The 19,513-nt window shown below is 61.2% G+C and carries 18 protein-coding genes; 10 read left to right on the top strand and 8 right to left on the bottom strand.

What is annotated here, in order from left to right:
* Positions 1 to 52: 52 nt before the first annotated feature.
* The 4 genes from AC07VF_RS10435 to AC07VF_RS10420 are packed head-to-tail and all read right to left on the bottom strand — an operon-like array spanning position 53 to position 2,854.
* Complete coding sequence (locus tag AC07VF_RS10435) at positions 53 to 580, bottom strand: pilus assembly protein PilP (protein ID WP_065986622.1); 528 nt, start codon at positions 578 to 580, stop codon at positions 53 to 55.
* On the bottom strand, positions 577 to 1,224 hold the full coding sequence (gene pilO, locus AC07VF_RS10430) for a type 4a pilus biogenesis protein PilO (protein ID WP_192171213.1): 648 nt from the start codon (positions 1,222 to 1,224) through the stop codon (positions 577 to 579). The genes AC07VF_RS10435 and pilO overlap by 4 nt, the downstream gene beginning before the upstream one ends.
* Positions 1,221 to 1,790: a PilN domain-containing protein gene (locus tag AC07VF_RS10425; protein WP_192171214.1), complete on the bottom strand. Its 570-nt coding sequence runs from the start codon at positions 1,788 to 1,790 to the stop codon at positions 1,221 to 1,223. Before AC07VF_RS10425 ends, pilO begins: the two co-directional genes overlap by 4 nt.
* A complete protein-coding gene (locus tag AC07VF_RS10420; RefSeq protein ID WP_074890782.1) occupies positions 1,790 to 2,854 on the bottom strand; it encodes a pilus assembly protein PilM in 1,065 nt (354 codons plus the stop codon). The genes AC07VF_RS10425 and AC07VF_RS10420 overlap by 1 nt, the downstream gene beginning before the upstream one ends.
* A gap of 209 nt (positions 2,855 to 3,063) precedes the next feature.
* Between AC07VF_RS10420 and AC07VF_RS10415 the strand changes: the two genes are divergently transcribed.
* The gene (locus tag AC07VF_RS10415) at positions 3,064 to 5,538 is read left to right on the top strand and encodes a penicillin-binding protein 1A (protein ID WP_495008616.1); all 2,475 of its coding nucleotides are present in this window, start codon (positions 3,064 to 3,066) and stop codon (positions 5,536 to 5,538) included.
* 243 nt (positions 5,539 to 5,781) lie between these two features.
* On the opposite strand, the gene AC07VF_RS10410 is transcribed toward AC07VF_RS10415, so the two are convergent.
* From AC07VF_RS10410 to rpmE, 3 genes are all read right to left on the bottom strand, one after another.
* Positions 5,782 to 7,050: a malic enzyme-like NAD(P)-binding protein gene (locus tag AC07VF_RS10410; protein ID WP_282368788.1), complete on the bottom strand. Its 1,269-nt coding sequence runs from the start codon at positions 7,048 to 7,050 to the stop codon at positions 5,782 to 5,784.
* A 178-nt stretch (positions 7,051 to 7,228) separates the two neighbouring features.
* Positions 7,229 to 8,032 carry a thermonuclease family protein gene (locus tag AC07VF_RS10405; RefSeq protein WP_495008585.1) on the bottom strand — a complete coding sequence of 268 codons (804 nt, stop codon included), beginning with the start codon at positions 8,030 to 8,032 and terminating at the stop codon, positions 7,229 to 7,231.
* A gap of 23 nt (positions 8,033 to 8,055) precedes the next feature.
* Positions 8,056 to 8,289, bottom strand: a complete 234-nt coding sequence (gene rpmE / locus AC07VF_RS10400) for a 50S ribosomal protein L31 (RefSeq protein WP_065986634.1) — start codon at positions 8,287 to 8,289, stop codon at positions 8,056 to 8,058.
* A 168-nt stretch (positions 8,290 to 8,457) separates the two neighbouring features.
* Here rpmE and AC07VF_RS10395 point away from each other — a divergent pair, with 168 nt between their 5' ends.
* The 6 genes from AC07VF_RS10395 to AC07VF_RS10370 all read left to right on the top strand — a co-directional run bounded on the left by AC07VF_RS10395 (position 8,458) and on the right by AC07VF_RS10370 (position 16,065).
* Complete coding sequence (locus AC07VF_RS10395) at positions 8,458 to 10,677, top strand: primosomal protein N' (RefSeq protein WP_192171217.1); 2,220 nt, start codon at positions 8,458 to 8,460, stop codon at positions 10,675 to 10,677.
* A gap of 120 nt (positions 10,678 to 10,797) precedes the next feature.
* The gene (gene argS / locus AC07VF_RS10390; RefSeq protein WP_495008586.1) at positions 10,798 to 12,543 is read left to right on the top strand and encodes an arginine--tRNA ligase; all 1,746 of its coding nucleotides are present in this window, start codon (positions 10,798 to 10,800) and stop codon (positions 12,541 to 12,543) included.
* A 1-nt stretch (position 12,544) separates the two neighbouring features.
* Positions 12,545 to 13,234: an SPOR domain-containing protein gene (locus AC07VF_RS10385; RefSeq protein WP_192171219.1), complete on the top strand. Its 690-nt coding sequence runs from the start codon at positions 12,545 to 12,547 to the stop codon at positions 13,232 to 13,234.
* A gap of 402 nt (positions 13,235 to 13,636) precedes the next feature.
* Positions 13,637 to 14,167 (top strand): ATP-dependent protease subunit HslV, encoded by a 531-nt coding sequence (gene hslV, locus AC07VF_RS10380; protein WP_065986638.1) that lies wholly within the window; start codon positions 13,637 to 13,639, stop codon positions 14,165 to 14,167.
* 69 nt (positions 14,168 to 14,236) lie between these two features.
* Positions 14,237 to 15,574 carry an ATP-dependent protease ATPase subunit HslU gene (gene hslU, locus AC07VF_RS10375; protein WP_192171220.1) on the top strand — a complete coding sequence of 446 codons (1,338 nt, stop codon included), beginning with the start codon at positions 14,237 to 14,239 and terminating at the stop codon, positions 15,572 to 15,574.
* Positions 15,575 to 15,687: 113 nt separating this feature from the next.
* Positions 15,688 to 16,065, top strand: coding sequence for a gamma-butyrobetaine hydroxylase family protein (locus AC07VF_RS10370; protein WP_192171221.1), 378 nt, complete (start codon positions 15,688 to 15,690; stop codon positions 16,063 to 16,065).
* Between the two features lie 15 nt (positions 16,066 to 16,080).
* Here the strand turns inward: AC07VF_RS10370 and AC07VF_RS10365 are convergent, their stop codons facing one another.
* On the bottom strand, positions 16,081 to 16,359 hold the full coding sequence (locus AC07VF_RS10365; protein ID WP_346629408.1) for a polyhydroxyalkanoic acid system family protein: 279 nt from the start codon (positions 16,357 to 16,359) through the stop codon (positions 16,081 to 16,083).
* Between the two features lie 141 nt (positions 16,360 to 16,500).
* On the opposite strand from AC07VF_RS10365, the gene ubiE reads away from it, so the two are divergent.
* Genes ubiE through ubiB form a run of 3 tightly spaced genes read left to right on the top strand, consistent with a single transcriptional unit; the run spans position 16,501 to position 19,510 of the window.
* Entirely contained in the window at positions 16,501 to 17,271 is a 771-nt protein-coding gene (gene ubiE, locus AC07VF_RS10360) for a bifunctional demethylmenaquinone methyltransferase/2-methoxy-6-polyprenyl-1,4-benzoquinol methylase UbiE (RefSeq protein WP_122534362.1), read from the top strand.
* Positions 17,271 to 17,894, top strand: coding sequence for a ubiquinone biosynthesis accessory factor UbiJ (locus AC07VF_RS10355; protein WP_423570995.1), 624 nt, complete (start codon positions 17,271 to 17,273; stop codon positions 17,892 to 17,894). Before ubiE ends, AC07VF_RS10355 begins: the two co-directional genes overlap by 1 nt.
* Positions 17,891 to 19,510: a ubiquinone biosynthesis regulatory protein kinase UbiB gene (gene ubiB / locus AC07VF_RS10350; protein ID WP_192171224.1), complete on the top strand. Its 1,620-nt coding sequence runs from the start codon at positions 17,891 to 17,893 to the stop codon at positions 19,508 to 19,510. The genes AC07VF_RS10355 and ubiB overlap by 4 nt, the downstream gene beginning before the upstream one ends.
* Positions 19,511 to 19,513 lie beyond the last annotated feature (3 nt).

The raw sequence follows: 19,513 nt of genomic DNA, 5'->3' as shown, positions 1-19,513 counted from the left end.
TTCACATTCCACCACTGTGCCGATCCGAAGGTGCTTCGCTTGCTTGCCGTCTTCATGAGCGCTCCTTGAGGGAAATACTGAGCGGGCGCTCCAGCCACGCCCCCTCTCCATCCGGAACGATTTCCATCACTTGCACCGCCGAGTCGGTGATCGCCGTGATCCGGCCATCGTTACGTCCCAGGTAATCGCCCACTTTCACCCGATGCACGCCACCCGCCCCGCGAAGCAGCGCGAACGTGCCGGTTTCATTGCTCAACGTGCCGACCATTTCAAAGGAGTCGATGTTGAAGCCTTCGAGGAACTGCTTCACCCGCGTCGGATCAGGCTGCACCAGGTGCGAGCCCTTTGGACGGTTGACCAGATCAATCTTGATCGGCGGCTGAAACGGACTGCGCAAACTGGCCGCCGCATAGGTAAAGGCTTCGTACGGCCGAAATTTGGGCATCGGCTCGATGGTGCCCACCGGCCGCGCGCGCACCTCGGCCATGAACTGCTTGAGATCGTCAAATTCGTTCGAGCTGTCGCAACCTGCGAGCCCCATCAGCGTGACGCCGACGCACAACCAACGCATCGCCCTCATTTCGCTGGCCCTTTCGTGTCGACGTTCTGAAGACCTTTGTCGTTATAGCGGTAGGTCTTGGCAAGGATGCTCATGCGTAGCTTCCCGGGGGACTTGGCGTCCAGCGGTTTGATCTCGAAGTCATGCAGGGTCACGATTCGCGGCAGGCTGGCGACGCCGCTGGCGAAGGTCGCGAGGTCGTGATAACTGCCCGTCACGGTAATCTGGATCGGCAATTCGATATAAAACTGCTGGGCCTCTTCGGGGAGCAGCTTGATCTCCTCGAACTCCAGGCCGCTGCCCAGACCGGTGCGGGTGATGTCCTCCAGCAAGCCGGGGACTTCGGTGTCGCTTGGCAACTGCCGCAGCAAGGCGCCGAAGGTGTTTTCCATCTCCACCATCTGGCTCTTGTAAGCCGCGAGGTTGGCAGCCTGATACGCCTTGGTCGCGAACTGTTCTTTCAGTGCGGTCTCTTCGCCACGGGCCTGATCGAGCTGAGTCTGCATGTCCTGGATATAGAAGAAATACCCACCGGCCAACACCAGCGCCAGCAACAACGCGCCGGCAATGGTCTTCACCGCGGCGGGCCAGGAACCCAGGTTATTGATGTCCAGGTCGTTGATGTCGATCTTTTTCAGGCTATCGAGCCAATCATTCATGTTCATGGCCTGACCCCCTCAACCGCTGGCTGCGTCTGGCGCACCGTCAACTGGAAGGTGTTGGTCTGATCCACGCCGCCCGCCGCAGTGTTTGCCTTGACCTCGGTCAGACTCGGCGACTCAAGCCAGTCAGACGCATCCAGATTACGCAGCAGATCCGAAACCCGGTTATTGGATTCGGCAGCCCCGGAAATGCTGATCATCTGCCCGGTCATCTTCACGTCGTTGAAATAGACGCCATCGGGAAGGGTGCGGGCCATCTGATCGAAGATGCGCCCGATGATCGGCCGGTTGCCTTGCAGGTCCTGAATGATCTTCATCCGCTCCAGCAGTTGCTTGCGACGTGCCTTGAGCTCGCTGATCTCTTTGATGCGCGCGTCGAGCTGGACGATTTCGGTCCTGATGAATTGATTGCGGGCGTTTTGGTGGGCAATGGCACTGCTCAAATATTGATCAGCCAAAAGAATGGCGCCGATGCCCAGCACCAGCACACCCGCCAGCGCCAGGATGAAGCGCTTCTTGCGCTCCTCGCGTTGCTGTTCGCGCCAGGGAAGTAAGTTGATCCGTGCCATTAGTCGAAGCTCCTCAGGGCCAGACCGCAAGCGATCATCAGTGCGGGAGCATCGCTGGCGAGCGCGCCGGCGTTGACCTTGACGCTCAGTGCCATGTCAGCAAAGGGGTTAGCCACCAGCGTCGGCGTGCCGAGGCGCTCCTGGATCAGCCGATCAAGACCGGAAATAGAGGCGGTCCCGCCGGCCAGCATGATGTAGTCGACGCGGTTGTACTGGCCGGCCGCAAAGAAAAACTGCAGCGAACGGGACACCTGCTGCACCACGGCGTCCTTGAACGGCTGCAGGACTTCCATGACGTAGTCATCGGGGAGCCCGCCCTGCTTTTTCGCAAGCCCGGCCTCGCTGACGGACAAACCATAACGGCGCTGGATTTCTTCGGTTAACTGGCGACCGCCAAATAATTGTTCGCGGGTATAAATGATGCGGCCGTTGTGCAGCACGCTGAGAGTGGTCATCGTCGCGCCGATGTCGATGACGGCGACCGTCAGCTGTTCGTGGTCCTGGCCCAACTGCGCAGACAACAGACCGAACGAGCGCTCCAGCGCGTAGGCTTCGACGTCGACCACGCGGGCGGTCAGCCCGGCCAGTGCCAGAGCAGCTTCGCGCACCTCGACGTTTTCCTTGCGGCAGGCGGCGAGCAACACTTCGACGCGTTCTGGATTACGGGCTGAATAGCCCTGAACTTCGAAATCGATGGCGACTTCTTCCAGCGGATAGGGAATGTACTGATCAGCCTCGATCTTGAGCTGGTTTTCCATCTCGTCGTCGGAAAGCCCCGCATCCATCTCGATAGTCTTGGTAATAACAGCCGAACCCGCGACAGCAACCGCCGCGATTTTGACGTTACTCTTGGCTTTTACCAGCAAACGCGTCAAAGCACTGCCGACGCCTTCGAGCTCCGCGATGTTCTTTTCGACCACTGCGTTGGCTGGCAGTGGCTCGACCGCATAAGACTCGACCTTGTAACGGTTGCCGGAACGACTTAGCTCCAGGAGCTTGACCGAGGTGGAGCTAATATCGATCCCCAGAAGGGTGTTGGCCTTCTTACTGAAGAGTTCGAACACAACCGATTCCCTATGCGTTTCCGTCACTTACGGATGATTTCTAGTCCAGTGCCACTGTCGGCTGACTTGACAGTAGCGCAAATAACGCTCGACGACGAAAAATGCTTATAATGCCCAGCGTTTTTTTCGTGTACCAAAGCTTCAAGGCGTGTTCATTTGTAAATGCCTGCGTCTAACTCATTCTTTTTTCTGGAAATCCAAAAGCCTTGATACGCCTGCTGAAGTTTGTCTGGTGGTCCATCGTCGCGGTCGTCTGCGGGCTGCTCCTCGGCCTGAGCGGCGCCTTTCTCTACCTGGCCCCGAACCTCCCATCGGTCGATGCGCTGCGCAATATCCAGCTGCAGATCCCGCTGCGCGTCTTCAGCAGCGACGGCAAGCTGATTGCAGAGTTTGGCGAAATGCGCCGCTCTCCCATCCGTTTCGCCGACATTCCGCCCAATTTCATCCATGCCCTGCTGTCCGCCGAAGACGACAACTTCGAGAACCACTATGGCGTGGACCCGAGCAGCCTGATGCGCGCGGCCAGCCAACTGGTCAAGAGCGGTCACATTCAGTCCGGCGGCTCGACCATCACCATGCAGGTCGCGAAAAACTATTTCCTGACCAGCGAGCGCAGTTTTTCGCGCAAAACCACCGAGATTCTCTTGGCCTTGCAAATCGAGCGCCAACTTACCAAGGACGAGATTCTCGAGCTGTACGTCAACAAGATCTATCTGGGTAACCGCGCTTACGGCATCGAGGCCGCAGCGCAGGTTTACTACGGCAAATCCATCCGCGACCTGAGCGTTGCGCAGATGGCAATGATTGCCGGCCTGCCCAAGGCGCCGTCACGATTCAACCCACTGGCCAATCCGGTGCGCGCCAAAGAGCGCCGCGACTGGATTCTTGGCCGCATGTTCAAGCTGGGGAAAATCGACCAGAACACCTACCAGACCGCCCTTGCCGAGCCGATCAACGCCAGCTATCACGTTCAGAGCCCTGAAGTGAACGCGCCGTATATCGCTGAAATGGCGCGCGCCGAGATGGTGGGTCGTTATGGCAGCGCAGCCTATACAGAAGGCTTCCGCGTCACCACTACTGTCCCGAGCGGCCTGCAGGAAGACGCCAACAAGGCGGTGCAGGACGGCCTGATCGAATACGACCAGCGCCATGGCTATCGCGGGCCTGAGAGCCGATTCCCAGGCCTGACCCGCGAGGGCTGGGTGCAGGAGCTGAGCAAACAGCGTCCGATCAGCGGTCTGGAGCCGGCCATCGTCACTCAGGTCGACAGGACCGGCATCCGCGTCCTGACCCGCAATGGCGAGAACGAAGAAACCGTCACCTGGGACAGCATGAAGTGGGCCAAGGCGTTTCTGAACACCAATAGCGTCGGCGCCAATCCCAAACAGCCCGGCGATGTCGCCCATGTCGGCGATCTGGTGCGCCTGCAGCGTCAGGCGGACAACTCGCTCAAGTTCAGCCAGCTTCCGGTGGCGCAGAGCGCACTGGTTTCGCTGGATCCGCAGAACGGCGCGATTCGTGCGCTGGTCGGCGGCTTCGCGTTCGAGCAAAGCAACTACAACCGCGCGATGCAGGCCAAGCGTCAGCCGGGCTCCAGCTTCAAGCCGTTCCTGTATTCGGCGGCGCTGGACAACGGCTACACCGCCGCCAGCCTGGTCAACGACGCGCCGATCGTATTCGTCGACGAGGCCATCGACAAAGTATGGCGGCCAAAGAACGACACCGGCACCTTCCTCGGTCCAATTCGGCTGCGCGAGGCGCTGTACAAGTCACGTAACCTGGTGTCGATCCGCCTGCTGCAAAGCCTGGGCGTGAACACCGCGATCAACTACATCACCCGCTTTGGCTTCAACAAACAGGACTTGCCGCCCAACCTGTCCCTCGCACTGGGCACTGCAACCCTGACGCCGATGGAAATCGTCGGCGGCTGGAGTGCGTTCGCCAACGGCGGCTACAAGATCAGCCCGTACCTCATCCAGAAGATCGAGGACCGTGAAGGCAAAACCCTGTTCGTAGCCAACCCGCCGACAGTGCCTGCCAACGACCCGAACCCGAAAGCGGTCAGCGAAGCGGCCATCAGCAGTGCATCGACCTATGCAGCGCCAGAGACCCCGCCGTTGACGGCCAACGTCGTACCGAACGCACTCGACGCGTCGGGTGCAGCGCCCGCCCCCGTGGTCGCTGAACGGATCGTTGACGGTCGCACGGTCTACATCCTCAACAGCATGCTGCAGGACGTGATCAAACGCGGTACTGGCCGCCGTGCCCTGGCGATGAACCGTCCGGACATCGCCGGTAAAACCGGGACTACCAACGATTCGAAAGACGCGTGGTTCACGGGCTATAACGCGGATTACGTGACGACGGTCTGGACCGGTTTCGATCAGCCGGAAAGCCTGGGTCGCCACGAGTTCGGCGGCACGGTCGCGCTGCCGATCTGGATGAAGTACATGAGCGCCGCGCTGAAGGACAAACCGCCACACGTTCAAGCCGAACCGGATGGCATCCTCAGCCTGCGCATCGATCCCGTCAGCGGCCGCTCCGCCACACCGAGCACGCCGGGCGCGTTCTTCGAACTGTTCAAGAGCGAGGACACACCGCCTAGCGTGAACGAACTCGGCGGCAGCCCGCCTCCAGGCAGCCCGCTGCCGGCGGATGAGTCGGCGCCGATCGATTTGTTCTAGTGAGGCGTAGATCAGTAGGCGGGTGATCCTCAGGCATCAACACCGTCCATGTGGGAGCGAGCTTGCTCGCGAAAAGGTCGGAACATCCGCTGCATCTTCAGCGGTTGAAGCACCGTATTCGTGAGCAAGCTCACTCCCACAAGGATTGCGTATCCTGAACAAAGGTGTTGTGTCCAGCCGGACAGCAAAACGAGCGCCCATAAAAAACCCAGCACTTGGCTGGGTTTTTTGTGGGCATTGCTATCAGCCGTTAAACACGTCATCCACGCTTTTCAGCGGGTAGTGCTTTGGATACGGCAGGGTTGCGACACCGCTCTCGATGGCGGCCTTAGCCACGGCATCGGAAACGATAGTCAGCAGGCGCACGTCCAGTGGTTTCGGGATGATGTACTCACGACCGAATTCCAAGGCGATGCCGCCGTAGGCGTCGCAGACTTCCTGGGGCACTGGCAGCTTGGCCAATTCGCGCAAAGCGTTGGCCGCTGCGATTTTCATCTCTTCGTTGATGCGCTTGGCGCGAACGTCGAGTGCGCCACGGAAGATGAACGGGAAGCCCAGCACGTTGTTGACCTGGTTCGGGTAATCCGAACGGCCGGTGGCCATGATCACGTCGCTGCGGGTGGCGTGAGCCAGTTCTGGCGAGATCTCCGGATCCGGGTTCGAGCAGGCGAACACGATCGGGTTGGCCGCCATCGACTTCAGGCCTTCAGCGCTCAGCAGGTTCGGACCGGACAGACCGACGAACACGTCGGCGCCTTCCAGTGCATCGGCCAGCGTGCGCTTTTCGGTGGAGTGAGCGAACTGCGCCTTGTACTGGTTCAGATCGGTACGCCCGTCGTGAACCACGCCGTTGCGGTCGATCATGAAGATGTTTTCGATCTTCGCGCCCATGCTCACCAGCAACTTCATGCAGGAGATGGCCGCAGCGCCAGCACCCAGGCAGACGATCTTCGCCGCTTCCAGGGTTTTGCCAGCAATTTCCAGCGCGTTGATCATGCCGGCTGCGGTAACGATCGCGGTGCCGTGCTGGTCATCGTGGAAAACAGGGATGTCGCACTGCTCGATCAGCGCCTTTTCGATCTCGAAGCACTCAGGCGCCTTGATGTCTTCCAGGTTGATGCCGCCGAAGGTGATGGAGATGCGTCGCACGGTGTCGATGAAGGCCTGCGGGCTTTCAGAATCGACTTCGATATCGAACACATCGATACCGGCAAAGCGCTTGAACAGCACGCCTTTGCCTTCCATGACCGGCTTGGACGCGAGAGGCCCGAGGTTACCCAGACCCAGAATCGCGGTGCCATCAGAGATGACCGCTACCAGGTTGCCCTTGCCGGTGTACTTGTAGGCAAGTTCCGGATCGCGACCGATTTCGCGGACCGGCTCAGCCACACCCGGGCTGTAGGCCAGCGACAGATCGCGAGCGGTAGCAGTGGCTTTGGTGAGCTCGACGCTGAGTTTCCCCGGACGGGGATGAGCGTGATATTCGAGAGCGGCAGTTTTCAAATCTGACATGGGGGCATTCCGCTTTTTTGCTGTTGGACAGACGGACCGCCGAGCATACGCAAGTCATAAAGTCCTAACAAGACTGGCGGGTCACCTGTGTCAAGAGGCCGCATCTACGACTTTCAGCGTAGAGCCGCAGAACATAAGGCCTGGAGCGGCAACAATCCTCAGCAAAAATGTCTACAATTTATTTATTAACTGTATCCAACATTGCAGAGTGAGTGATCGACATCATCCAGCGCGGTTGACCTGATTTCAGACCGCCCCGACGCGAACGATCGACCACCCAGCCACGGGCTTCGATTCGCTGCCCCTTCAAGCGCTGCAGCGCGGCAGTGTCGAACTGGCCGAGCAGCTTGGGCGCAATGCGCAGCACCAATGAATCGCCCAATTCGATCCACAGGCCGCCGCCATTGCGCTGCACGCTGGTCACGCGCCCGCTGACCAGCGCGAACCCGCCGGCGCTGATCTGCTCGGCCGGTTGAACCGGCGAATTGCGCCACAGACCCAGGCCTGCCTGGCGAGCTGACTGCTCTGCGGCCTGCTGGCAGCTGACCAGCGCAACGTTCGGGGAAACGGCGACGAGATAGCCAAGGCCCTCGGCAAGCAATTGCGCCTCAAGGTTGGCGCCATCACGGCCATAGACGTTAGCGAGAGTGCGGCCGTAATGATCGGTCGGCTCTTCACCCACGCGCAGCCTGACCTGCCCATCACTGGCATCGATCAACGCCTGCAAACGACGCTTCGCCACATCTGCAAACGGCTGGGCTGACTGACCCTTTTTGCCGGTTTCCGGCGTATTGAGGCCAATCATGCGAACGCTGCGACCATCGCTCAGGCGCACCGTGTCGCCATCGACCACTCGCTGCACCTGAGCCACAGGCAGCGACGGCGGCGCCGGGCACAAGGCCTGGGCCGTCGAAAGCCAAATCGCGGACATAAAAAAGGCGCCCGCGAGGGACGCCTTCTTAAGCAGCCTGGAGAAACGCATCGGCGACTCCAGAGCGGCCAACCTTACTCTGCAGCAGCAGGAGCTTTGGTAGGACCGAATGCACCGAAACGCGACTTGAACTTGTCGACACGACCGCCGACGTCCAGAGTTTTTTGCTTGCCGGTGTAGAACGGGTGGCACTCGTTGCACACGTCCAGGCTCAGAGGCTTGGCCAGTGTGGAACGGGTTTTGATGACATTGCCGCAGCTGCAGGTTGCGTCAATGGCTTCGTAAACTGGATGGATATCAGCTTTCATGGGTATTTCCTCAGGCTATCGTGCCGCCACCCAACACTATTGTTGAATACCGCACGGAATTAGGCCGCGCATATTAACAGACAACGCCAATCACGCAAGGGAACGTTCACGCCGGTCGTCTGCTAAGATCGCGCCCTTCGTCATACTCCGTAACAGGATATCCCCCGCGTGCCCGACGCCATCTTGCGCCTCGCCCTGCCCTCGCCGCTGCGTCGCCTGTTCGACTACCTTGCCCCCGCAGGTGTGGCGCGCAGTACGTTGCAGCCGGGGATGCGCCTGCGCGTGCCATTTGGCCGTCGGGAAATGATCGGCGTGCTGGTGGAAGTCGTCGATCACAGCGACGTGCCGGCCGACAAGCTCAAGCCGGCCATTGCTGTGCTGGATGCCGAACCGCCGTTGCCGCCCGCACTGTTCAAGTTGTGCCTGTGGACGGCCCAGTATTACCAGCACAGCCTGGGCGACACGCTCAGTTGGGCGTTGCCAGTGTTGCTGCGTCAGGGCGAGCCGGCGGAAGCGCGGCAGGAGCGTTTCTGGCACGCGGCGCCGGATGCCAGCGTCGATGACCCGCGCATCGCCCGGGCGCCAAAACAAAAGGAAGCGCTGCGCACCCTGGCCCAGCACCCCCACGGAGTGGCTCACCAGTTGCTGAGCAAGCTGATGCTCAACCGGGACAGCCTGAATCTGCTGCTCGCCAAGGGACTGGTGACCGTCGAGGTGCGCGGTCATGGGCCGGTCGAGCGGCACGAGCACTGGCTGGCGCAGCCGGAACTGCCGCTCAACACTGAGCAGCGGGCCGCCTATGAAGCCATCCGCTCGGGTTTCGGCAGCTTTCATGCCTCACTGCTGGCGGGGGTCACCGGCAGCGGCAAGACGGAGGTGTACCTGCAGCTCATCCGCGAAACGCTGGAAGCGGGCAAGCAGGCGCTGGTGCTGATTCCGGAAATCAACCTGGGTCCGCAGACCCTGGCGCGCTTCGAGCAGCGTTTCAACGCGCGCATCGCGCTGCTGCATTCGGCAGTCAATGATCGCGACCGGCTGGACGCCTGGCTGGCGGCGCGCGATGGCGAAGCCGACATCATCATCGGCACCCGCTCGGCGCTGTTCACCCCTATGAAGAATCCGGGGCTGATCATCATCGACGAGGAGCACGACGGCTCTTATAAACAGCAGGAAGGCCTGCGCTATCACGCCCGGGATCTGGCGCTGGTGAGGGCGCATCAGGAGGACATTCCGATCGTCCTCGGCTCGGCGACGCCTTCGCTGGAAAGTCTGCACAACGCCCACACCGGTCGATACGCGCTCCTGCGTCTGAATCAGCGCGCGGGCGGGGCCCAGCAACCCCGCTTCCTGCGCCTGGATGTCAAAAGCCGCCCGCTCGACAGCGGCATCTCGGGCCCGATGCAGCAAGCCATCGGTCAGACCCTGGCGGCGGGCCAGCAAGTGCTGGTGTTCCTCAACCGGCGAGGCTTTGCCCCGACGCTGCTGTGTCACGACTGTGGCTGGCTGTCGGAATGCCCTCGCTGTGACGCGCGCATGACCGTGCACCAGCGCTCGGGTGAGCTGCGTTGTCACCATTGCGGCCATGTCGAACGGGTGCCACGCAATTGCCCGGCGTGCGGCAAGGTCGATCTGCGCCCGGTGGGTGCGGGGACCGAGCGTGCCGAGGAGCGGCTGGCGATTCTTTTCCCCGACTACCCGGTCTTGCGCGTTGATCGCGACAGCACCTCGCGCAAGGACGCGATGAATCAGCTGTTCGCGACCATCCAGAAAGGCCAGCCCTGCATTCTGGTGGGCACGCAAATGCTCGCCAAAGGGCATCATTTCCCGCGCGTGACGCTGGTGTCTATTCTCGATGCCGATGGCGGGCTGTTCTCCGGCGACTTCCGCGCCAGCGAGCGCATGGCGCAATTGATTGTGCAGGTCGCAGGCAGAGCCGGGCGCGCCGAAGAGCCGGGCAAGGTGATCATCCAGACTCACCTGGCCGACCATCCTTTGTTGATTCAACTGACCGAACAGGGCTATTTCGCGTTTGCCGAGCAGGCCTTGAGCGAACGTCGCGCCGCCGGGCTGCCGCCGTTTTCGCACCTGGCGCTGTTGCGCGCCGAAGCGCACAAGCCGGGTCACGCCGAGGGTTTTCTCGACGAAGCCTGCACCGAAGCCGAGCGCTTGCTGAAAGACATGGCGCTGGGCGGCATTGAGCTGCTGGGCCCGGTTCCGGCACCGATGGAGCGACGCGCCGGACGCTATCGCGCTCAGTTGCTGGTCCAGGCCAACGCCCGCGCGCCGCTGCACAAGCTGCTCGCGACCTGGCTGCTGACACTGGAAAACATGCCCAGCGGGCGCCAGGTCAGATGGTCGCTGGACGTGGATCCGGTGGACCTTTATTGATTCGCATCGGTTGACCGCGCATCCAGCGCGGTTGGCAAGGTGGCCCCGGCCACGGATAATGCCCAGTTTTTCCACCCGCGCATCCAGGCGCGGCCGCGCTTGCGGTCGAAAGAGAGCACCATGAAAGACACCATTCGCCAGCTGATTCAACAAGCTCTGAGCCAACTCGTCACCGATGGCGTCTTGCCGGAAGGGCTGACGCCGGCGATTCAGGTGGAGAACGCCAAGGACAAGAAAAACGGCGACTTCGCCAGCAATATCGCCATGATGCTGGCCAAGCCTGCGGGCATGAAGCCGCGTGACCTGGCCGAGAAAATCGTCGCCGCGTTGCCCGCGGACGAGCAGATCACCCAGGTCGACATCGCCGGCCCCGGTTTCCTCAATTTCTTCCAGAACACCCAGGCCCTGGCTTCGCGCCTCGACGAAGCTCTCGCCGACGCGACCTTGTCCGTGCGCAAGAACGGCCCTGCTCAACGCGTTGTGGTCGACCTGTCTGCGCCGAATCTGGCCAAAGAGATGCACGTCGGTCACTTGCGTTCGACCATCATTGGCGACGGCGTGGCCAGCGTCCTTGAGTTTCTTGGCGACACCGTGATCCGTCAGAACCACGTCGGCGATTGGGGCACTCAGTTCGGCATGCTGCTGGCCTATCTGCAGGAAACCCCGGCGACCAGCGATGAGCTGGCTGACCTCGAAAACTTCTATCGCGCCGCCAAGGGCCGTTTCGACGAGTCCGAAGAGTTCGCCGAGCGCGCACGTGGGCTGGTGGTCAAGCTGCAAGCCGGGGACGCCGAGTGCCTGAGCCTGTGGACGCGCTTCAAAGACATCTCCCTGTCCCACTGTCAGGAAGTGTACGAGCGCCTGAACGTCAAACTCACGCCGAAGGACGTCATGGGCGAGAGCGCCTACAACGACGACCTCGCCAATGTCGTCGCCGACCTGAAGAAGGCCGGACTGCTGGTCGAGAGCAACGGCGCGCAGTGTGTGTTTCTTGAAGAATTCAAAACCGCTGAAGGCACGCCGCTGCCGGTGATCGTGCAAAAGGCCGGTGGCGGTTATCTCTATGCCACCACCGACCTCGCCGCCATTCGCTACCGCAGCAACGTGCTGAAAGCCGATCGCGCGCTGTATTTCGTCGATCAGCGTCAGGCGCTGCACTTCCAGCAGGTCTTCGAAGTGGCGCGCCGCGCAGGCTTCGTCACCAACGGCATGCAGATGGAGCACATGGGCTTCGGCACCATGAACGGCGCCGATGGCCGTCCGTTCAAGACCCGCGATGGCGGCACGGTCAAGCTGGTCGACCTGCTCGATGAAGCCGAAGAGCGCGCCTACACGCTGGTCAAAGAGAAAAACCCGGACGTCGCCGAAGACGAGTTGCGCTCGATCGCCAAGGCCGTGGGCATCAGCGCGGTGAAATACGCGGACCTGTCCAAGCATCGCGCCAGCGACTACAGCTTCAACTTCGACCAGATGCTCAGCTTCGAAGGCAACACCGCGCCTTATCTGCTGTACGCCTACACCCGTGTGGCCGGCGTATTCCGCAAGCTCGAAGAAAACGGCGAAAGCTTCAACGCGAGCGAGGGCCGAATCATCCTGGACGCCGCCCAGGAGCAAGACCTGGCCGCGCGCCTGGCGCAGTTCGGTGAGACCGTGAACACCGTTGCCGACAAGGGCACACCTCACGTGCTCTGCGCGTATCTGTATGACCTCGCCGGCCTGTTCTCCAGTTTCTACGAGAACTGCCCGATCCTGGCGGCGGAAAACCCTGAACAACAGCAAAGCCGTCTGCGCCTCGCCGCCCTGACCGGTCGCACCCTCAAGCAAGGCCTGCAGTTGCTGGGTCTGGACACTCTGGAGCGTATGTAAGTTGGCCGTTAAAAAGAAACCTGCTCCCAAGCGCGGCGCCAGCCGGTATCAGGCACCCGCCAAGAAGCCGATTCCGGGCTGGGTGTGGATGGCGATCGGCCTGACCGTCGGCGCGTTCGTTGTTTTCCTGATGAAGCTCGAACCCGGCAGCGGCGACGACATCAAGCGCGTCAAGGCTGAAGCCAAGGCCGCGAAGATTGCCGAAGCAAACAAGACGCCGCCCAGCCCGACCGCGCCTGTGAAGCCGAAATACGACTTCTACACGCTGTTGCCTGAGTCGGAAGTCATCGTGCCGAACGAAGCAGTGCCGGAGAAGACGCCACCGGTCGTTGCGCCAAGCACGCCGGTTACGCCTGAAGTGGCCGCGAAGATCGACACCGCTCGCGCCCAGGCGGCGCTCAGCGGTCTGACGCCACCGCCAGCGCCTCCGGTGACCAAGCCGGCGGCGGTGACGACGTTCTTCCTGCAAGCGGGCTCGTTCCGCAAACAGGCCGACGCCGAGAAGGTGCGCGCGCAGATCATTCTGCTGGGGCAAACGTCGACCGTGGAGTCAGGCACGGTGAAGGATGAAACCTGGTACCGCGTGCTGGTCGGCCCGTTCAGCAACCGCGAACAGCTGACCACAGCGCAGAAGCAGTTGGCAGGTGGCGGTTTCAGCAACCTGCTGCTGCAACAGCGCCAGGCTCGCTAGGGCACTTCATAGAATGTGGTAGCTGCTCTTGGTCCTGATGCAACGCCATAGCGCATCAAACACCGCACCTGTGGGAGCGAGCTTGCTCGCGAAGACGGTATTTCAGCCGCTGAAGATCTAGCGGATGTTCCTGCCCTTTCGCGAGCAAGCTCGCTCCCACGAATCATTCATCATCAGATACATCTGCGGTGTATGGATTAATCGTTCTCATACCCCCGCAGGGAAAGCACTCGAGGACGTTCAGCGTGCGGTCGGCGTTACCACGCAGAGCGTGGGAACGATCAGGCAGTGATCGGCACCACCATTCATCCCTCAACCCACTCAACGGTTGAAATACCCGCCCCCACCCCCATATGAGTTTCCATCAGGGCATTTTCGCCCCGCAGCGTGGAGACTCTCCCCTTGACCACCATCGTTTCAGTGCGCCGCCAAGGCAAAGTCGTCATGGCCGGTGACGGCCAGGTTTCCCTGGGCAATACCGTCATGAAAGGCAACGCCAAGAAAGTCCGGCGCCTTTACCACGGCCAGGTCATCGCCGGTTTCGCAGGCGCCACCGCTGACGCCTTCACCCTGTTCGAGCGTTTCGAAGCCCAACTGGAAAAACACCAGGGTCACCTCATTCGCGCCGCCGTAGAACTGGCGAAAGAATGGCGTACCGACCGCTCCCTGAGTCGCCTTGAAGCCATGCTGGCCGTTGCCAACAAGGACGCTTCGCTGATCATTACCGGTAACGGTGACGTCGTTGAGCCCGAAGACGGCCTGATCGCCATGGGTTCCGGCGGCGCCTTCGCCCAGGCCGCTGCCCGCGCATTGCTGCTGAAGACCGAACTCTCTGCCCGTGAAATCGCCGAAACCGCCCTGCACATTGCCGGCGACATCTGCGTCTTCACCAACCACAACATCACCATTGAGGAGCAGGACCTCGCCGAGTAAGCCTGAGGTGCTGGCCGCCATTCATCGCCGCCTGCCCGACTTGCCATCTGCCGAGGACCGTTGAAAACCATGTCCATGACTCCCCGTGAAATCGTCCACGAACTCAATCGCCATATCATCGGCCAGGACGATGCCAAACGCGCCGTCGCCATCGCGCTGCGTAATCGCTGGCGCCGGATGCAGCTGCCTGAAGAGCTGCGCGTCGAAGTCACTCCCAAGAACATCCTGATGATCGGCCCGACCGGCGTCGGTAAAACCGAAATCGCCCGTCGTCTGGCGAAACTCGCCAACGCGCCGTTCATCAAGGTCGAAGCGACCAAGTTCACTGAAGTTGGCTACGTAGGCCGCGATGTCGAGTCGATCATCCGTGATCTCGCCGACGCAGCGATGAAGCTGCTGCGCGAACAGGAAATCACCAAGGTTCGCCACCGCGCCGAAGACGCCGCCGAAGACCGCATTCTCGACGCCCTGCTGCCACCGGCACGCGCGGGCTTCAACGAAGATGCGTCGTCGGGCAGCGATTCCAACACCCGCCAGCTGTTCCGCAAGCGCCTGCGCGAAGGCCAGTTGGACGATAAGGAAATCGAGATCGAGGTCGCTGAAATGGGCGGCGTCGACATTTCCGCGCCGCCGGGCATGGAAGAGATGACCAACCAGCTGCAGAGCCTGTTTGCCAACATGGGCAAGGGCAAGAAGAAGAGCCGCAAGCTGAAAGTCAAAGACGCGCTAAAGATGGTTCGCGATGAAGAAGCGGGCCGTCTGGTCAACGATGAAGAACTGAAAGCCAAGGCGCTGGAAGCCGTCGAGCAGCATGGCATCGTGTTCATCGACGAGATCGACAAAGTGGCCAAGCGCGGTAATGTCGGCGGCGCCGATGTGTCCCGCGAAGGTGTGCAGCGCGACTTGCTGCCCCTGATCGAGGGCTGCACCGTTAATACCAAGCTGGGCATGGTCAAGACCGACCACATTCTGTTCATTGCATCTGGTGCATTCCACCTGAGCAAGCCAAGCGATCTGGTGCCTGAGCTGCAGGGTCGTCTGCCGATTCGTGTCGAGCTGAAAGCGCTGAGCCCGCAGGATTTCGAACGCATCCTGACCGAACCCCATGCGTCGCTGACCGAGCAATACCGGGAGCTGCTGAAGACCGAAGGCCTGAACATTGCGTTCCTGCCGGATGGCATCAAGCGCCTGGCCGAGATCGCCTGGCAGGTCAACGAGAAAACCGAGAACATCGGTGCGCGTCGCTTGCACACGCTGCTTGAGCGGTTGCTGGAAGAAGTTTCTTTCAGTGCCGGTGACCTGGCAGGCGCGCAGGATGGCGGGACGATCCAGATCGACGCTGAATACGTGAACAGTCACTTGGGTGAGCTGGCGGAAGACGAAGATCTGTCGCGCTATATCCTTTAAAGCAGCTGCAAGCGGTTAGCTTCAAGCGGCAAGCAGATTTCACTGGCTGCACGAATCTGCTTCGCTTGTAGCTTGTAGCTTGTAGCTTGTAGCTTGTAGCTGAGATTACCTCCATGACCCGCATCCCCACCGCTATCCAGCTGCACAAAGCCTCGAAAGTCCTCAGCCTGAAATACGGGTCGGATGAGGAATACCGCTTGCCGGCGGAGTTCCTGCGGGTGCACTCGCCGTCGGCGGAGGTACAGGGCCATGGCAATCCGATTCTGCAATTCGGCAAGCTGGGCGTCGGACTCACCAAAGTGGAGCCCGCCGGCCAGTACGCGCTGAAGCTGACCTTCGACGACGGTCATGACAGCGGGCTGTTTACCTGGGAATACCTGGAGCAACTGGCGCAACGCCAGACGCAACTGTGGGACGAGTATTTGGCCGAGCTCAAGGCCGCCGGCAAATCCCGCGACCCTTCCGAGCAAGTCATTAGGCTGATGCTATAGCTCGGCTCTCTGGGCTTAGGCCGTCAATACCTTGTCCAGTTGCCGTTCAACTTCGGTCTGAATCGAACCGCTCATGGCCGAGAGGAAGAAGTTGAGGTCGATATTCACCCGCACCCACTCATCTTCGACAGCGACCGTGCCCTTGGCGCCCTTGCCTTCCAGGGCGACGGTATCGCCTGTCCACTCGTGCTCGATGCCGTACTTGTCGGACAGCTTCTGCAGCATGATTTCAGCCTTCTCGCGGGCCTTTTCCTTTCCCAGCGTGTGCTGGCGTTCCACGGTAATTCTGGCCACTGACGGGCTCCTGCTTCGGCTTAAATCGTCGGCGCACTATACCAGCGGCCCGGACCGAAGAAACTGTTGGCCGTGAGCCTTGTCAAGACAAAGCCAGCCCCGACGATTAGAATGGCGCCACTTTATTCCGGTGACAGCGATATGAATGATCCGCGCAAAGGCAGCGATGCCGAACCCATCACCCACTTCGGTTACAAAAACGTACCGGAAAGCCAGAAGGCCGAGAAAGTCGCCGAGGTGTTTCACTCCGTCGCGGCCAAATATGACCTGATGAACGACGTCCTGTCTGGCGGCATGCATCGCCTCTGGAAGCGCTTCACCATCGAACTGTCAGGCGTTCGCAGCGGCAACCGCGTGCTCGACATCGCAGGCGGTACTGGCGACCTGGCGAAGAAGTTTTCCCATCTCGTGGGCCCGACCGGCGAAGTCGTGCTGGCCGACATCAACGCTTCGATGCTCAAGGTCGGTCGTGACCGCCTGCTGGATCGTGGCGTGGCCGGCAACATCAAGTTCGTCCAGGCCGACGCTGAAAAGCTGCCGTTCCCCGACAACTACTTCGACTGCGTGACCATCGCCTTCGGCCTGCGCAACGTGACGCACAAGGAAGACGCCATCCGCTCCATGCTGCGCGTGCTCAAGCCAGGTGGTCGTTTGCTGGTGCTGGAGTTCTCCAAGCCCACCAGCAAAGTCATGTCCAAGATCTACGACGCCTACTCGTTCGCCTTCATGCCGCTGGCCGGCAAGCTGATCACCAACGATTCGGAAAGCTATCGCTATCTGGCGGAGTCGATCCGCATGCACCCTGATCAGGAAACCCTGAAGTCGATGATGGTCCAGGCCGGTTTCGACCGCGTGACCTACCACAACATGACCTCCGGCATCGTCGCGCTGCACCGGGGCATCAAGCCCTGATGCTGATCAACGGCTTGCTCGCCAGTGCCGAGCACGGCATCAACCGCGTGCTGCGCATGGACAGCACTGCCTTGCCACGCCTTGACCGGCTGAGCGGCAAGGTCATCGCGATCGAGTGCACCAGCCCGGCGTTTCATCTGCACGTACTGCCCAGCGACGACGGCCTGATGCTGGCGGCGAACTGGGAAGGCGGTGCTGATGTGACCCTGCGCGCCCCCGCTGCGAGCCTGATGCGCCTGGCGATGAGCAAAGACAAAAATGCCGTGCTGCACAGCCCGGAAGTCGAGCTGGAGGGTGAAAGCGCCGTGCTGCTTGAGCTGGTGGGCGTGCTGCAGGACCTGGACCTCGACTGGGAATACGAGCTGCAACGCTGGCTCGGTCCCGTCGCGGCGCCCCTGATCGGCGGGCACCTGCGCAACAGCGCGCGCTGGACCCGCGACAGCGCAGCCAGCCTCAGCCACAACCTGGCCGAATACCTGGCCGAAGAATCCCGCACGCTGGTCGGCAAACGCGAGGCCGAAGCCCGCTTCGCCGAACTGGATCAGACCAAACAAGACCTGGAACGCCTCGAAGCCCGCTTCGAGCGTCTGGCCCACTCCCTCAAATCCAGCGATAACGCATGAGCCTGCTTGCCGTCCGCCGCCTGTTTCGCATCCAGCGTGTCGTAATCCGTTACCGCCTTGATGATCTGTTGTTCGCCCTGCCCCTGCCGTGGTGGCTGCTGGCCGTGCGCTTTGTACTGCCATGGCGCTGGCTGCCGCGGCGCAAGAATGAACTGAGCCGTGGCGCGCGTCTGCGGCTGGCGTTGCAGGACCTGGGGCCGATTTTCATCAAGTTCGGGCAGCTGCTGTCCACCCGCCGTGACCTGCTGCCTGAAGACGTCGCCGACGAGCTGATGATGCTGCAGGACCGCGTGCCGCCGTTCGACTCTGCCAAAGCCGTTGCGCTGATCGAATCACAGCTGGGCGCGACCATCAGCGAGGTCTTCAGTCGTTTCGACGTGGCCCCGCTGGCTTCGGCGTCTGTCGCTCAAGTCCACGCCGCGCGCCTGAAAACAGGCGAAGAAGTGGTGGTGAAGGTCGTGCGGCCGGGCCTGAAGCCGATCATCGGCTCTGACCTGGCGTGGCTGTTCATCCTGGCGAAGATTGCCGAGCGAGTTTCGGCTGATGCGCGTTTGCTGCACCCGGTGGACGTGGTCGCCGATTACGAAAAAACCATCTACGACGAACTCGACCTGTTGCGCGAGGCGGCCAACTCCAGCCAGCTGCGCCGTAACTTCGAAGGCTCGACCATGCTTTACGTGCCGCAGGTCTATTGGGACTGGTGCCGGCCGAAGGTGTTGGTCATGGAGCGCATCTACGGCGTGCAAGTGACCGATCTGGCAACCCTCGCCGATCAGCGCACCGACATGAAGAAGCTGGCCGAGCGCGGCGTCGAGCTGTTCTTCACCCAAGTCTTCCGTGACAGCTTTTTCCACGCCGACATGCACCCCGGCAACATTTTCGTCAGCACGGTCACGCCGTGGGATCCTCAGTACATTGCCATCGACTGCGGCATTGTCGGCAGCCTGACCCCTGAGGATCAGGACTATCTGGCGCGCAACCTGTTTGCGTTCTTCAAGCGTGATTATCGCCGTGTGGCACAGCTGCATATTGACTCGGGCTGGGTGCCGGCCGAGACCAAGCTAAATGAATTCGAAGCGGCCATCCGGACGGTGTGCGAGCCGATCTTCGAAAAACCGCTGAAGGACATTTCCTTTGGCCAGGTGCTGATGCGCCTGTTCCAGACCGCTCGCCGCTTCAACATGGAAGTGCAGCCGCAACTGGTGCTGCTGCAAAAGACGCTGCTCAACATCGAAGGCCTGGGCCGTCAGCTGTACCCGGAGCTGGATCTCTGGGCGACTGCGCAGCCGTTCCTCGAACGCTGGATGCGCGAACGGGTCAGCCCGAAGACCCTGCTCGGCAACCTGCAGTCCCAGGTCGAACAGATTCCGCATCTGGCGAACATGACCCGGGATTTACTTGAGCGCCTGTCCCAGCCCCATCGCCACGATCCGCCCCCGCCCTATCGGCGCGACGGCGATCATTGGGCCCTTCGCTTGCTCGGCGCTGGCCTGCTGGCCGGTGGCGTTCTGTTGGCGATCACCCATACCCAGACCGGCGAAGCGCTGAACACGCTGAGCGCCTGGCCTGCCTTGCTGATGCTGGCGGCAGGCGTCTATCTGGTCGTTCGCCGATAGCCA

This window comes from Pseudomonas sp. GW821-FHT02H06 (genome assembly GCF_059421525.1).
This window is presented reverse-complemented; position numbering and strand designations above follow the sequence as displayed.